The organism is Cronobacter sp. JZ38 (assembly GCF_008932145.1).
GTDB classification, from domain to species: Bacteria; Pseudomonadota; Gammaproteobacteria; order Enterobacterales; family Enterobacteriaceae; genus Cronobacter; species Cronobacter muytjensii.
Map to the genome: position 1 here is coordinate 222,426 of NZ_CP017662.1, position 13,861 is coordinate 236,286.

General features: G+C 60.4%; 15 protein-coding genes. 1 reads left to right on the plus strand and 14 read right to left on the minus strand.

The features are described from left to right. Positions 1-26: 26 nt before the first annotated feature. Positions 27-1,391 (plus strand): tRNA uridine-5-carboxymethylaminomethyl(34) synthesis GTPase MnmE, encoded by a 1,365-nt coding sequence (gene mnmE / locus BJP61_RS00995; protein ID WP_171997637.1) that lies wholly within the window; start codon positions 27-29, stop codon positions 1,389-1,391. 86 nt (positions 1,392-1,477) lie between these two features. Here the strand turns inward: mnmE and BJP61_RS21630 are convergent, their stop codons facing one another. The 14 genes from BJP61_RS21630 to BJP61_RS01060 form a co-directional block, all read right to left on the minus strand. Further along, positions 1,478-2,176 carry an MFS transporter gene (locus BJP61_RS21630; protein ID WP_255485444.1) on the minus strand — a complete coding sequence of 233 codons (699 nt, stop codon included), beginning with the start codon at positions 2,174-2,176 and terminating at the stop codon, positions 1,478-1,480. Then, entirely contained in the window at positions 2,128-2,754 is a 627-nt protein-coding gene (locus BJP61_RS21635; protein WP_255485445.1) for an MFS transporter, read from the minus strand. The genes BJP61_RS21630 and BJP61_RS21635 overlap by 49 nt, the downstream gene beginning before the upstream one ends. A gap of 1 nt (position 2,755) precedes the next feature. Then, positions 2,756-3,709, minus strand: coding sequence for a hypothetical protein (locus tag BJP61_RS01005; protein ID WP_171997639.1), 954 nt, complete (start codon positions 3,707-3,709; stop codon positions 2,756-2,758). 1 nt (position 3,710) lies between these two features. Then, positions 3,711-3,974 carry an acyl carrier protein gene (locus BJP61_RS01010; protein ID WP_038866334.1) on the minus strand — a complete coding sequence of 88 codons (264 nt, stop codon included), beginning with the start codon at positions 3,972-3,974 and terminating at the stop codon, positions 3,711-3,713. A gap of 9 nt (positions 3,975-3,983) precedes the next feature. Next, complete coding sequence (locus BJP61_RS01015; RefSeq protein ID WP_171997641.1) at positions 3,984-5,198, minus strand: NAD(P)/FAD-dependent oxidoreductase; 1,215 nt, start codon at positions 5,196-5,198, stop codon at positions 3,984-3,986. A 10-nt stretch (positions 5,199-5,208) separates the two neighbouring features. After that, a complete protein-coding gene (gene ectB / locus BJP61_RS01020) occupies positions 5,209-6,501 on the minus strand; it encodes a diaminobutyrate--2-oxoglutarate transaminase (protein WP_038866337.1) in 1,293 nt (430 codons plus the stop codon). Between the two features lie 33 nt (positions 6,502-6,534). After that, entirely contained in the window at positions 6,535-7,875 is a 1,341-nt protein-coding gene (locus BJP61_RS01025) for a SidA/IucD/PvdA family monooxygenase (RefSeq protein WP_171997642.1), read from the minus strand. A gap of 12 nt (positions 7,876-7,887) precedes the next feature. Then, positions 7,888-8,265, minus strand: a complete 378-nt coding sequence (locus tag BJP61_RS01030) for a nuclear transport factor 2 family protein (RefSeq protein WP_038866342.1) — start codon at positions 8,263-8,265, stop codon at positions 7,888-7,890. 94 nt (positions 8,266-8,359) lie between these two features. Continuing rightward, positions 8,360-8,758, minus strand: coding sequence for a rhodanese-like domain-containing protein (locus BJP61_RS01035; protein WP_007732908.1), 399 nt, complete (start codon positions 8,756-8,758; stop codon positions 8,360-8,362). Between the two features lie 7 nt (positions 8,759-8,765). Beyond that, positions 8,766-9,641, minus strand: coding sequence for an alpha/beta hydrolase (locus BJP61_RS01040; RefSeq protein ID WP_171997644.1), 876 nt, complete (start codon positions 9,639-9,641; stop codon positions 8,766-8,768). Then, positions 9,638-10,552: a hypothetical protein gene (locus tag BJP61_RS01045; RefSeq protein WP_075192923.1), complete on the minus strand. Its 915-nt coding sequence runs from the start codon at positions 10,550-10,552 to the stop codon at positions 9,638-9,640. Before BJP61_RS01045 ends, BJP61_RS01040 begins: the two co-directional genes overlap by 4 nt. Further along, positions 10,549-11,598: an FAD-dependent oxidoreductase gene (locus tag BJP61_RS01050; RefSeq protein ID WP_171997646.1), complete on the minus strand. Its 1,050-nt coding sequence runs from the start codon at positions 11,596-11,598 to the stop codon at positions 10,549-10,551. The genes BJP61_RS01045 and BJP61_RS01050 overlap by 4 nt, the downstream gene beginning before the upstream one ends. Beyond that, positions 11,598-12,245 (minus strand): cupin domain-containing protein, encoded by a 648-nt coding sequence (locus BJP61_RS01055; RefSeq protein WP_171997647.1) that lies wholly within the window; start codon positions 12,243-12,245, stop codon positions 11,598-11,600. Before BJP61_RS01055 ends, BJP61_RS01050 begins: the two co-directional genes overlap by 1 nt. Continuing rightward, positions 12,223-13,860, minus strand: a complete 1,638-nt coding sequence (locus BJP61_RS01060) for an amino acid adenylation domain-containing protein (protein ID WP_171997650.1) — start codon at positions 13,858-13,860, stop codon at positions 12,223-12,225. The genes BJP61_RS01055 and BJP61_RS01060 overlap by 23 nt, the downstream gene beginning before the upstream one ends. Position 13,861 lies beyond the last annotated feature (1 nt).

The following is a 13,861-nucleotide window of genomic DNA, read 5'->3' on the forward strand; positions in this document are numbered from 1 at the left end:
TTTATTGGTATGACATGAGACAAACCATGAGCCATAACGACACTATTGTCGCCCAGGCGACGCCTCCCGGACGCGGCGGCGTGGGCATTCTGCGCATCTCCGGCCAGCAGGCGCGGGACGTGGCGCAGGCGGTGCTGGGCAAACTGCCGAAAGCGCGCTATGCCGATTACCTGCCGTTTAAAGACGCCGATGGCACGGCGCTCGATCAGGGGATCGCGCTGTGGTTCCCCGGCCCCAACTCTTTTACCGGCGAAGATGTGCTGGAATTACAGGGCCACGGCGGCCCGGTGATCCTCGATCTGCTGTTAAAACGTATCCTCACCCTTCCCGGCGTGCGCATCGCGCGTCCTGGCGAATTCTCCGAGCGCGCGTTTCTTAACGACAAGCTCGATCTCGCCCAGGCGGAAGCCATCGCCGACCTTATCGACGCCAGTTCCGAGCAGGCGGCCCGTTCGGCGCTCAACTCCTTACAGGGCGCGTTCTCGGCCCGCGTGAACCATCTGGTCGAGGCGCTCACCCACCTGCGTATCTTTGTCGAAGCGGCTATCGATTTCCCGGATGAGGAGATCGATTTCCTCTCGGACGGGAAAATCGAGGCGCAGCTTAATGAGGTCATCGGCGATCTTGACGCCGTCCGCGCCGAAGCGCGCCAGGGTAGCCTGCTGCGTGAAGGGATGAAAGTGGTGATTGCGGGGCGCCCGAACGCGGGCAAATCGAGCCTGCTGAACGCGCTGGCGGGCCGCGAGGCGGCGATTGTCACGGATATCGCCGGCACCACCCGCGACGTGCTGCGCGAGCATATTCATATCGACGGCATGCCGCTGCACATCATCGATACTGCCGGTTTGCGTGAAGCGAGCGACGAGGTGGAACGCATCGGTATCGAGCGCGCCTGGCAGGAGATTGAACAGGCTGATCGCGTGCTGTTTATGGTAGATGGCACCACGACCGACGCCACCGACCCGGCGCAGATCTGGCCCGATTTTATCGCTCGTCTGCCCGCGACACTGCCGATTACCGTCGTGCGTAACAAAGCGGACGTTACTGGCGAGCTGCCGGGTATCAGCGAAGTAAATGGTCACTCACTTGTTCGCCTCTCCGCGCGCACCAGCGACGGCGTGGACGTGCTGCGCAGCCATCTGAAACAGAGCATGGGCTTTGACACCAGCATGGAAGGCGGTTTCCTGGCCCGTCGCCGTCATCTGCAGGCGCTGGAAACAGCAGCCAACCATCTGCAACAGGGCAAAGCGCAGCTGCTGGGTGCCTGGGCGGGCGAGCTGCTGGCCGAAGAGCTGCGTCTGGCGCAACAGGCGTTAAGCGAGATAACCGGCGAATTCACCTCCGACGATCTGCTGGGCCGCATTTTCTCAAGCTTCTGTATCGGTAAGTAACGCCGCTTCACATCGGTAAGTAAGCATCCACTAACCCGCATTAACGCGCTGTTAATGCGGGTTTTTAATCTTTCGGCCTCGTGACATCACACCACCGCGTCCACGCCGCGCTCCTCCGTAAACGTGTTGCGCTTGTGCGCCCAGCTGTAAAACGCGAGCCCGATAAACAGGCATGCCGCGCCGGTCATCATAATGCCGGTGCCGACCGGCACCAGGTCGAACAGCATCCCCAGCAGCAGCGAGCCCGCCGCGCCGCCGCAGGAGCCGATGGTAAACCAGTAGCTGATCACCTTCCCGACATGTTCCGCCGGGATCTGCTTCTGGATAACCGTCAGCAGCGGGATATCAATGGTCGCGGCCGCGACGCCAATCAGCACCACCGCCGAGAACAGCCAGAGGTAAGTGAACGGCAGCCACAGGCTCAGCGCCAGCAGCAGCAGGCCGCTTCCGAGAAGGACTTCGCAGGAGTAGGTAAACAGCAGCGGACGCTGGAAGAACCGCTTCCCGACCCACAAATTCGCCAGCAGCTCCGCCAGTCCGTTGGCGAACATCAGCGCGCCGTAGAGCCACGGCGGGCTTTCCAGCGTGCGCAGGATAAGGATCGGGATGCAGATTTGCAGGCTGCCGCGCCAGAAGAACGTAAACGCGCCATACAGCCAGACGCGGGTGCGCATCACCGGATCAACATGCAACACCTGATACCCGTTGCGCAGCTCCTGAAAAAACACACCCGGCGTCAGGCGGTTCGCGGGGCGGGACGCGGTTCGCTCTTTGGCATTGTCCACAGCAGCAGGCTTGAAACGCCGAAGACCATGCCCGTCACCACAAACAGCATCTGGGAAGGAATGCGGTCCTGAAGCAGCGCCAGCAGGCCGGAGCCGAGGAAAAACGCGGGCCAGGTGACCGTCTGGATCAACCCGTTCGCCAGCTGCAGACGTTCGGTTCCGGCAAGCGTCGGGATCAGCGCTTTCGCCGCCGGCACGGAGATCGCAAACAGGGTGGAGATAAACACGCCGATAGCCGACAGTCCGTAAATGTTAAGCCAGCCCGCATAATAGAGCGCCGGGATCGCCAGCACGCTCAGGGTGCGCAACACTTCGAGGCAAATGACATAGCTGCGCCGGTCAAGCCGGTCGCTGATGACGCCGCCCAGCGGCCCGAGCAGGCCGCGTGTCAGCGTGATGGCAAACACGATGGCCCCAAGCGTCGCCGCCGACGAGCCAATCTTCAGCGCGTAATAGATAAGCGAAACGGAAAACAGCCCGTCGCCCAGGTTCGTCAGGATCTGGCTGTAAAAGAAAGGAAAGAAGCGTTTTTCACGCAGCAGCTCCCCGTAGCCTTTTTTCTGTACCGTTGTGGTCATCTCAATGTCCTCGCAGCAGAGTGCGTAATGCCTGTAACAAAGCGCTTTCCTGCTCCTGAAACTGTCGGGCGCGCGTCGCCAGGTCGGCAATATCCAGCCGCTGGGTAATGCGCGCTTTCACCACCAGGCTTTTCAGAATAAACGCCTGCTGGCCGAGCTGGCGCGCCAGTTCAGTTATGGCGTCCTGGTCGGGATGCTGAAGCGATAAATAGTGAGCGAACAGCGTTCGCGATCCTGATAGTAAACTGAATCCGTCATGTAATAACTGCAATTTAATTTCACGTGCTTCAAAATTATCTTTCAGATAGTCCTCAATGTCGGATAAAAACTGCTGGCTGTCCTGATAATGGCTAAGGTAATCGCGCAGCGCATGTTGGAAATAGTGAGTCGCTTCGTCGCTATCGTAATTATCAAGCGTAAACCAGCGCGCCAGTCGGTCGCCGTTATTATCAAAAAATCCCGCCACGTCCTGTAATCCATATTGATACTGGCACAGTACGCTTGCCGGATTATCATCGGCGACCTGATAACGGCCATGCGCTTCATCTGTGCCATTCAACACCACCAGATGATGTAAATGTTTCTGTCGGTATTCCGGGCAGTGCGGGAAATAAAATACCGAACCGGAAATGAGCACAAATCCATGCTGCCGAATAAGCGCGTCGATATCCGGCTTAATTTGCGCAAAACATTCGCCGCGTAGTTCGTGCGGATAAATACCCAGCGCGTTTAGATCCGGTTCACTGAAACAGCCATTCACGAAATTATATTTCGGCTTTTTTTGCTGGATAATCTGGCGAAAAATCTCATCGCTGCTTACCAGCGCGCGGTAAAAAAGCAGATCGGTTTGCGCCCGGCGCTCTTTAAGAAACACCACGGCGTGACGCTCGGCGCAGTTCATAAAGCGTCGGTCATAGAGCTGCGCATCGTGCGGATAGAGAATATCCGTCATCATGTCACTCTCCTGTGAGCTGGTATTTACTGTGTAACAGCGAGGCGAGACGCCCGGCATGCGTAAAGTGAGTCATATCCAGATCGGCGGGGTCGAACACAAAATCCAGCTCGCTCTCCAGTTCCGCCACCAGGATAACCACACCTATCGAATCCACGCCCAGCGACGCGAAGGGGGTCTGCGCGCCAAACGGCCCTTTATCAGGCAGCTGTAGCGCCAGTTTTTCCAGAATCACCGCCTCCAGCGCGGCGACAGATTGCTCAGACATCCTCTCTCCTTATGCGCCTGCCCGCGCCGTGGCGGTACGCTGACGCGCTTTACTCACCAGATACGCATTCTGAAACGCCGGCGGCGACAGCAGACGCCCGGTCAGATCGCGGTACTGCCGTTGCAGCATCGGATCCGCCAGAATCGCCTGATACAGCTGCTGCTGGCGGGCTTCATCTTTGGTTATCAGCGAATCGGCGATAATGCCGCGCGCGTGGGCCGGGAAATATCCGTTGAAACGCTGCGCGTAAGCCTTCAGCGCCGCCGGCAGGCTCGCCTGCTCGCCCAGCGATGCCGCAAGCATCGACGCCGCCTGGAGCGCAAAGCTGCATCCCACGCCGCTCATCGGGTCGAGCGAAAGCGCCGCGTCGCCGATAAAAGCGATATCCGCGTGCACCGGCTGGCGTACCAGGCTTGGGTAATCCTGATAACCGTAAACCGGCGTCTCAAAGCGCGCGTTACGCACGTCCGGCATCTGCGGCACGGCCGCGAAGTAACGCAGCAACGCCTGTTCTGCGCGCTCATCCTGCCAGCGTTTCGCCATCTCTTTATCTACATAAGCCGACAGCAACGTGCGCCCGCCCGTCAGCGGATAGAGAAACGCCATGCCGCCCGCGCTGTGGGCAAAAAGCGAGCGCCCCTGTGCCGGCGCTGCAATGCCCGAGCAATACGCGAAGAACGTCGCGCGCTGATTTTCATGCGCCACGGCCTCGTTACCCGTCAGCCGGGCGATGACGGAGGTGCGGCCATCGGCCGCCACCAGCATCCGGCCTCTTAGCAACTGAGACTGCGCGTCTTTCTCAACGGTCAGCGTCCAGCCGTCCGGGGTGCGTTCAAGCGCCGTCACGCGCTCGCCAAATCCGCTCTCCACGCCCGCGTTTTCCGCCTGCTGGCGCAGCGCCGGGTCCAGCACCGAACGCTCAAGATTCAGCGCATAGCCCTCGCTCGCCGGGCCATAGCCGCCTTCCGGGTCGATATACCCGGCGGCGGTAATAAACGCCGCTTTGGTGCGCACGCTGTAAGGCGGGCTGGCAAGCGCCGCCATGTTGAGCTGCTCCAGCACCGGTATCGCGGCGGGCTGGATAAAATGGGTGCAGAGCTTTTTATAGCGCTGCGCGTCCGGCATTTTTTCGATAAGGCGCACCGTCATTCCCAACTGGCGCAGCAGGATGGCGCAGGCGCTTCCGCCCACGCCGCCGCCGACAATTAACACGTCATAGGTCATGGTCGGCTCCTTATACGGCGATCGGCTGGTCAAGAAGCGCGTCGGCCAGCACGCCTTCCATCGCGCGTTGCAGAATGTCGAGCCCGTCGCGCAGCTGCGCCTCGCTGATGGTCAGCGCGGGCATCAGTTTCACCACCTGGTCGCGGTCGCCTGCCCGTTCAATAATCATCTTCTGTTCAAAGCAGGCGCGCGACACGGCGCGGGCGTGTTCCGGCTGGTGGAACTCAATACCGTAAAACAGCCCGCGGCCACGGGTTGCTTTGATAAAGGGCGCGAAGCGCAGATGGATTTCCGCCAGCCACTGCTTCACCACGCTCTCAAGCTGAAACACGTGCTGGCTCAGCGCATCGTCGGCCCAGAAGGTGGTCAGCGCGGCGCGGGCGGTGACGAATGCCGTCGTGTTGCCGCGAAAGGTGCCGTTGTCTTCGCCAGGGCTCCACTGATCCAGCTCCGGCTTGTAGAGCAGCAGCGAGAACGGCAGACCATAGCCGCTTAACGATTTAGACAGGCAGACGATGTCCGGCTCAATACCCGCGAACTCAAAACTGAAAAACTCGCCGGTACGCCCACAGCCCGCCTGAATATCATCCACGATCAGCAAAATGTTGTGCCGCCGTGTCAGCTCGCGCAGCCGTTGCAGCCACCCGGCGGAGGCGACATTCACGCCCCCTTCGCCCTGAACGGTTTCCAGGATAACCGCCGCCGGCACGTCGAGCCCGGAGCTGTTATCCGTCAGCAGCCTTTCCAGATACGCGACAGAATCCAGACCATCAAGGTAGCCCTCATACGGCAGACGAAAAACATGCGCGTCAGCCCACGGCTGGCGGTTATCGCGATTGCCGGTCAGCCCCAGCGCTGTCGACGACATCCCATGAAAGCCATTGGTAAACGCCACGATGGTGGCGCGCTCGCGGGTTTTGCGGGCAAGCTTGATGGCCGACTCCACCACGCTGGTGCCGGTCGGGGAGGTAAACTGCATCCGGTAATCCAGCGCGCGCGGCGTCAGGATCAGCCGGTTAAAGTCGAGGATAAACGCCATCTTGGCTTCGGAATGCAGATCCAGCGCGGCCTGAATGCCGTCATTGGCCACATATTCCAGCAGCGCCTGCTTCAGGGCGTTGGGGTTATGGCCGTAGTTCACCGCCCCGGCGCAGCTTAAAAAATCGAGCCAGGCGTTATTGTGCGCGTCATACAGATAGCTTCCGCTCGCGCGCTGAAACACCACCGGAAAGTTGCGGCAGTAGCTGCGCGCCGAGGACTCATGGCGGGCAAAAACATCGAAAAGCGTCTCATGCGTAGTCATATTTTTTACCGTTTCCAGAGAAAAAAGAGAAAGTCAGACCGGTACTTCCTGCTCCTGCAGCAGCGGCGAGAGCGACAGCCAGATATCCTTCGCACGCAGCGATAACAGGCTGAAAGATCCCGCATCGCCATAGCCGTGAGAGGATTCACACAGGCCGTTAAGGAACAGCGGCGGCAGCGCGCAACCGGGCCGGGAGCTCAGGCTGTAGTCGCGGTTGATTTTCAAAAAGCCGCTCTCCTGGGTTTCAATCATCGGGTAGAGCTCGCTTAACAGCGGCGGGCACAGCTCTTCGCTCTCGCCGTTGCCGAGATTGCGAAAACCGGTCGCCAGCACGACGCCGTCCAGGTCGCTTATGGTTTGCAGGCGGTGGGTATGGCTGTCGGTCAGATGCAGCGTGCAGCCCGACGCCGTTTCGTGATAGCCGGTTATCTGTTGGTTAGCGAGGATCTGCACCCGTTGCTGGCCGGCGAGTTTGTCTTCATACAGGCCAACATAGAGCTGGTGAATAACGTCTTTATCCGCCGACGAGTAGTTGGTGTAATGCAGATGACGGTTGATGTTTTGCTTCGCCGCCGCAGAGCTGGAGAAGTAGTAATCCACGAACTCCGGGAAATAGACATGTTCGCTAAACGGGCTGGTATCCTTCAGGCGAAACCCATAGCCGCGCTGAATATTAATAACCTCCACCTGCGGCCAGCTCTGGCGCAGATGCAGCAGGATTTCCACCGCGCTCTGGCTGCCGCCGACGACCGCAATCCGGCGCAGCGGACGACGCGCATTGAGCATCTCCAGGCTTTCCAGATACGAGGTCAGGTGGAAAACCCGCTCACGGCTGGCGTGGGTGAAGACTTCCGGGATAAGCGGCGTGCGGCCCGGCGCCACCACCAGCGCGCGGGCGCGCCATACGGCGCCGTCGGCGGTTTCCACCTGATAGCGCTGCGGCTCCACGCTTTTATCAAGGCTGATTCTGGTGACATTCTGCCCATATTTCACCTGATGCGAAAACGCCTGCGCCACCCAGGTGACATATTCCGCAAACTCCCGGCGCAGGGGGAATTCGAGCCCCAGGTTGAGATGCTCAAACAACCGGTTCTTCTCAAACAGAAAGTTGAGAAAGGTATAGCGGCTACGCGGGTTGCGCGGCGTCACCAGATCGCGCGCCGGATGATTCTGGATATCGCTGCCCGACAGCAGCATTTGCGGCTGCCAGCAGGGGCCGTCACGACGCTCCAGAAACAGGCATTTTCCTTTAAAGCCAAACTCTTCTAATGCAATCGCCAGCGCAATATTCGCCGGGCCAAAACCAATGCCGATAATATCGTATTCCGTTTCATTACCAGGAGTGTTCCCGGCATCATTCATTTGCGTGGTCATTTGCGCGCTCCATTAAATTGACCAGGAAATAATTTCTTCGCTGTGGCCGATATAATCCCAGTGGGAAATAAGATCTTCTTTAAACACCAGAACTTCAAAAATACGGCTCTGAAAAGCGACCTGCGTATTTTTATTGACATAGTTCGCGCGCACTTCAACGCAGACGCGATCGCCCTCTTCCATAATAATTTTTTTATCCAGCCGGTAATCGCCGAGCACCCGGTAGCGCGGCGTCAGGAATTCATTTAACGCCGCTTTGCCGTGCAGCGTTTCCAGCTGGTTATAATTCACCGTCACATCTTTCGTAAAACAGGACATAATGATTTCCATATCCAGCGTGCGGAATTTTTCGCATACCGCAGCAACCCGCTGAGCATTATTTGCGGACATAGCAACCCCGTCAGAATTAGTGATTAATTCCTGAAAAAAGCGTTATTTTTAATGAGGGGCGGAGAAGCGAGGCTTATCCGCCTTCAGGGTATTATCAGCAGCCGCAGCTTACCGGTGTGCCGTCGCGGCCCTGATGACCTTCAGTGGCGTAACCGTCGCGTTTCCACCAGTCCAGCCCGCCGATAAGCTCTTTCACCTGGAAACCCAGCGTCAGCAGCTTCATCGCGGTCTTGGTCGAGCCGTTACAGCCGATGCCGTCGCAATAGCAGATATACACTTTGGATTTATCCAGCTCGGTAGTGTTGTTAAAGCACAGCGCTTTATGCGGCAGGTTAATCGCGCCCGGAATATGCTCACGCTGGTACGCCTCTTCGCTACGACCATCCACGACCACGATATTTTCCCCGGCTTTGAGCGCGAGATAGAGATCCCATGAATCGGCTTCAAAGGAGAGTTTTTTCTGGTAATACGCCAGCTGTTCAAGGTTTGACATAGCTTTCTTACTCCGTTCGGTTGGTTAGCGCGTCTGCAATGACATCCACAGCACGCTGTGCGCTTGGTAGTTTCCCCGCGTACAGACAGAAATCATGCGGCATCGTGGGGTGGTGATAATGCGTTAGCGAACATCCCTGCTCGCGGGCCTGAGCGACAAACGCCAGGCCTTCATCCTTCAGAACGTCATATCCGGCGGTATGCACCGTACAGGAAGGCAACGCCCGGTATGCGAAGCCCGGGCTGAGCGGATCGAACCGCTGCTCGCCGCACCACGACAGCCAGTGGCGGGCGAACCCGCGCATTGTCTGCGCGTCCAGCAGATAGCCCTCGCCGAATTCGTCAAACGACGCGAAATCGTGGTGGCAAGCCAGCACCGGATAAATCAAATGCAGGCTGGAAAACGCGCCCGCGAACGGGCCGCTGGCGAACCAGAGCGCCAGCAGGCCGCCGACGCTGTCACCCACCAGCGCCGGACGGCGCTCAGGGGTTACCCACTCTGCCAGTTGCCTTTCCAGCGCGTCAACGCAATCCTGCATTGGCGTCTCCGGCGCTTTCGGGTAATCGAACGCATAAACCTCACGCCCGGTTTGCTGGCACAGCGCGCTTAAAAATGGCGCGAACGTCGCCGTGGAGTAATAGACCAGCCCGCCACCGTGGAGATAAAAAATCGGCTGCGGATTGCGCACCACCTCCGGATAAAAGCGCCGGACGCCCGCCTCCTCGCGCATGTCGCAGGCAAGCGGCGCGGAAAGGCCTGAAATCCAGCGCGCCACGCGCGCGCGGCCATAGTCGGTTTCGTTCGTCACGCGGGCGGACATCATCACATTGCGCACGGCCAGCAGGCTGACGAAATCTTTTGCCAGCGGTTGCGTCTGCGTCATACCGCCTCCGTAACAGGCTGCCAGGCCATCAGCCCGCGGCGCGTCACGCGCCAGAGCCGGAAACTGGACGGGCGGCTTTCCCGCTGCTCGTCAAAGCGCAGCGGCCCCAGCACCGTCCGGGCAGGCAGTTCCGGGTAGCGCGCCGCGGTCTGCAACGCCGCCAGCGTTTCCCACAGATACGTTCCCGGCTCGCCGCCCCAGCGTCGCCGCCACGCCTGGCGGACGCGCCGCGCGGTTTCACCCGCAGGGTGTGGACAAATGCCCGCAATCAGAATGTCGTGCTGGTCGGGGTCGACGCCGTGCGCCAGCAGATCCGGCACCAGCGCCGTCGAGCCGGCGTCATCGGTGAGGATCAGCCTGCCCGGCAGGTCGGTATGCGCCCAGCGAATGGCATAGCGAACCGATGCCGCGTAACGCCCGGAGAAAATTCGGGTCGCGCCGTAGGGCGTCAGATCAAGACAGTCCGCCAGTTGCTCCGCGACGCTAATCCCGTGCAGCGAACCGTCATGCTCCGGCGGCGCGATCGCCCACTGCGCCTGCGCAATCAGCTCGCCCAGCCAGGCCACGTAATCCGCATCGTTGTCGCATAACCGCCAGGTGGTGGCGTTACGCGTCAGGTGACTGGCGGTCGCGGCCGGTAAAAACAGCGGCACGCCGTAGGCGGCGTATTGCGGCGCGGCGGCGTCAGCGGCCGAGGACGCAAAATGTCCGACGACCGCATCCGGCGCCCAGGCCAGCACCTCGCGCGCCGCGCGTAGCGCGCCTTCCCGGCTGGCGCTATCGTCAAACAGCCGGAGCTGCACATCAGACCCCAGCAGGCTGTGTCGCGCCAGGACTACCGCGCGTAAAAACGTGTGCGTATGGATGGAAAATTTCGGATCGAGACAGGCCACGCAGGCGATACGTTTCATGGGTAGAGTCGCTCCTTTATCCTTTCGCTGAAGCGGCGGGCGGCGGCGGGAATATATTTCGCGCCGCGCCCGGAAAAGCCGCAAAACAGCGCAATGGCCTCGCCTTTTTCAAGACGCATCTCCGGCAGCAGATCGTGGGTATACCCGTCATAACCGTCACGCCCGTCGACCACGCTTAACTCGCTGCCGGGCAGCAGGCGCTGCGTCAGCTTCTGGTGATAGCGCTGGTTCGCTTTGCTCCATTGCAGTTGCTCCGGCCTCGCGGCGTCATGCTGCGGCGCGCCGCCGACGAACGCGACGTCGCGGCCGTCAGGGCGAATATACCCGCCGCTGCGCTCATCCAGCAGGCAGACGCTGGGCGCGTCGCCCGTGGCGCTATACAGACTGCTGAGCGGAATGGTGCGGCTGAACACCGCGCTGTTCGCGGCGAGCGTGACGCTGCTGGCGCCCGCCGCCACTACCGCCAGCCGGGCGGTAAAGGTCTGGCTTCCCGCCGTTACGCTCGCGCCTTCCCGGGTCTGGCTGACCGCGCTGACGCTGGTGCCCTCCAGCACCTGAGCGCCCTGCTGGCGCGCCTCGGCGATAAACGCCTGACAGGCGAAGCGCGGATTCACATACCCGCCCAGCGGCTCCCATAAAATGATGTCGCCCGCGTCTGGCGTCAGCGCGGGCAGCATGTGCCGCGCGCGCGCCGGTTCGATAAGCGCCATCGGATAGTCGTCGCCGGAAAAATCTTCAATGGCGCTCCGGGCGTTATCGTGATGTTCCTCTTTCAGCAGATAGAGCACGCCGCAGCGGGTAAAGACGCCAGGCCAGCGCTGCGCCGTGCGCGCCCACTCCGCCACGCCATCGCGGTTCATTTCCATCAGCACCGGATGCTGATCGTAAACGCGCACGATGCCGCGCGAGTGGGCCGTCGCGCCCCCTGCGCCCGGCGTGGTAGCGTCAAGCACCAGCACACGCAGGCCGAGACGGCTGGCGTTCGCCGCAAGCGCGCTGCCCGCAAGCCCCGCGCCGATGATGATGAGATCCCGCGTCGGGCTCATCAACGCGCCCCCGTGCCGGTTTCGCGATCCAGATACGCCCGCGCGCCCGCCTGGTTCCACCAGATGGTGAAGAAATGGAACGGCGCATCGCCATCGTTACGTACAAAATGGCTGCTGCCGCGCGGGATAAAAATCTGATCGCCTTTGGTAAACGGATACGCCTGGTCATCAATAATCACCGTGGCGTGCCCTTCGATACCGATAAACAGCTCATCTTCATCGGCAGGCTGATTCACATGACGCAGCGTTTCGGTCATGGGCCGCACGATGCAGTACCCGGAGCCTATCGGCGTGTTAACGCCCTCCCACGGAAAGGTGCGTATGCCGTCCAGCCCATATTCATAATGCAGCGTTTGCTCGCTAAAAAACTTCACCTGCGCGCCCGGCGCGGGCGTTGCCGCAGCGGCGAACGTTCCGGCGAGCGCGGTTAAATCGCCGACCGTCGCGAGCGTGCCGATCTCATCGACAAACTGTTCCAGCGACACCTGATAGGTTTCGGCAAGCGCCAGCAGAATGTTGATGGTGGTGAGCGAGTCGACGCCCAGCGTGTAAAGCTCGGTATGCGCCTCCAGCGGAACGGCTGGCATGGCGGCGACGCTTGCGCGGATTGCCTGCTCAATGTGTTCAAAGGGGGATTGCTGATTCATAGCCCACTCCGTTTAACGGGATAAAAGTGTCGCCCTCCGGGCGCTGAAAATAGCGGCTCGGGGTTGCATTCGCCGCGCTAAAAAGTTGATCGAGCAGGGTGCGTTCGTCGGTTTTACCCGTGGAGCTGAGGTTAACGTCATCCGCCCAGCCCCAGATGGTCGGCAGCATGTAATGCGGCAGCTCGCTTCGCAGGTACTCTTCGATATGCGGCAGCCGCGCCACGTTTTTGCCGGTCAGCACCACCCCGATGTGCGCTTTGCCGCGCACTTCCATCACGCGAACGGCGGCGCGCTCCACGCCAGCGCTTGAGAGGCATTTCTGACGGATTTCGCCCAGGTGGATGCGTCGCCCGGCGATTTTGACCTCGTCGTCGCGTCGCCCGATATAGCGCACGTTGCCATCTGTCTGCATCAGACAGATGTCGCCGGTGCGGTAGTAACGCACGCCGTCGCGCACGAAAATGACCTTATCGGTTTCCTGAGGCTGCCCGAGATAGCCTTTCATCACCAGCGGCCCGCCGATGCACAGTTCGCCAGGCGTTTCCGGCGGCACAGGTTCGCCGTTATCGCCCAGCACCAGGCATTCGACATCCCGCAGTGGTTCACCGATGGGCCAACTGGTGACACGCTGGGGATCCGCCTGCGTGATGGTGTAACAGAGGCAGACGATCGTGGTTTCCGTCGGGCCGTAAGCATTGATGAGGCGAATACCCGGCAGGTTCTGCTTCCAGAGGTTAATGATTTTCGGATCGCAGACTTCCGCGCCGGTCATCACCATTTGCAGCGACGCGAAATGCGCAGCCGAAATCTGTTTTCCGCCTTCAGTAATCAGCGTCAGCAGCGTCGACACGGCAATCAGATGGGTTATCTGCTCGCGAGCGATCGCCGCGCGCATAACCGGCCCGGCGTGCAGATTGGCGAACTGGTAAACATAAGCGCCCAGCGAGAGCGGCAGCAGCGTATCTTCAATGGATACGTCGAAGTGAAACGGCGACAAACTGAATACGCGCGAATCAGGCGTAAAACGCAGCACCTCGTTATGCGCGCGAAAATAGGTCTTCATGCTGCCGACGCTGATTTCGACGCCTTTCGGCTCGCCGGTCGAGCCGGAAGTAAAAATGATATAGGCCGTATCGTCATCATGCGGAACGGCGCAGGTGAGCGGCGCCGCCTGCCCGGTTTCGCAAACGGTCATCAGCGCCTCGCCGCCAAGCCAGGTACCGGTGTCCGCCAGCGGCGCACGGCTGAGCGAAAGCACGACGCGCCCGGAGAGACGCGCCAGCAGCTTGCGCAGGCGGTTTTCCGGCAGCTGGCCATCAAGCGGCACATAGACGGCGCCAAGCTTCCAGCAGGCCGCGGCGATAACCGGCATCAGCGCGTGTTTCTGTGAAAGCACCGGCACTCTGCCGCCCGCGCTGACGCCCTGCGCCGCCAGCCAGTGGGCGAGACGTGTCGCCATCGCTTCCAGCTGGGCGAAGGTGTAGTGGCGCTTGCCGTCGTTAATCGCAAGCTTATCGGGGTGCAGGGCAACGCCGTAAGCGAACAGTTCGCCGGGCGCGTAGTCGCGCGTCTGACCGGCGTCCGCCTGATAAGCCCAGTAAGGGGAAACTGGCATC

Excerpts from the sequence above, each read along its gene's own strand:
- mnmE (WP_171997637.1), top strand. The coding sequence starts at position 27 with ATGAGCCATAACGACACTATTGTCGCCCAGGCGACGCCTCCCGGACGC.
- BJP61_RS21635 (WP_255485445.1), bottom strand. The coding sequence starts at position 2,754 with ATGACCACAACGGTACAGAAAAAAGGCTACGGGGAGCTGCTGCGTGAA.
- BJP61_RS01005 (WP_171997639.1), bottom strand. The coding sequence starts at position 3,709 with ATGATGACGGATATTCTCTATCCGCACGATGCGCAGCTCTATGACCGA.
- BJP61_RS01010 (WP_038866334.1), bottom strand. The coding sequence starts at position 3,974 with ATGTCTGAGCAATCTGTCGCCGCGCTGGAGGCGGTGATTCTGGAAAAA.
- BJP61_RS01015 (WP_171997641.1), bottom strand. The coding sequence starts at position 5,198 with ATGACCTATGACGTGTTAATTGTCGGCGGCGGCGTGGGCGGAAGCGCC.
- ectB (WP_038866337.1), bottom strand. The coding sequence starts at position 6,501 with ATGACTACGCATGAGACGCTTTTCGATGTTTTTGCCCGCCATGAGTCC.
- BJP61_RS01025 (WP_171997642.1), bottom strand. The coding sequence starts at position 7,875 with ATGACCACGCAAATGAATGATGCCGGGAACACTCCTGGTAATGAAACG.
- BJP61_RS01030 (WP_038866342.1), bottom strand. The coding sequence starts at position 8,265 with ATGTCCGCAAATAATGCTCAGCGGGTTGCTGCGGTATGCGAAAAATTC.
- BJP61_RS01035 (WP_007732908.1), bottom strand. The coding sequence starts at position 8,758 with ATGTCAAACCTTGAACAGCTGGCGTATTACCAGAAAAAACTCTCCTTT.
- BJP61_RS01040 (WP_171997644.1), bottom strand. The coding sequence starts at position 9,641 with ATGACGCAGACGCAACCGCTGGCAAAAGATTTCGTCAGCCTGCTGGCC.
- BJP61_RS01045 (WP_075192923.1), bottom strand. The coding sequence starts at position 10,552 with ATGAAACGTATCGCCTGCGTGGCCTGTCTCGATCCGAAATTTTCCATC.
- BJP61_RS01050 (WP_171997646.1), bottom strand. The coding sequence starts at position 11,598 with ATGAGCCCGACGCGGGATCTCATCATCATCGGCGCGGGGCTTGCGGGC.
- BJP61_RS01055 (WP_171997647.1), bottom strand. The coding sequence starts at position 12,245 with ATGAATCAGCAATCCCCCTTTGAACACATTGAGCAGGCAATCCGCGCA.
- BJP61_RS01060 (WP_171997650.1), bottom strand. The coding sequence starts at position 13,860 with ATGCCAGTTTCCCCTTACTGGGCTTATCAGGCGGACGCCGGTCAGACG.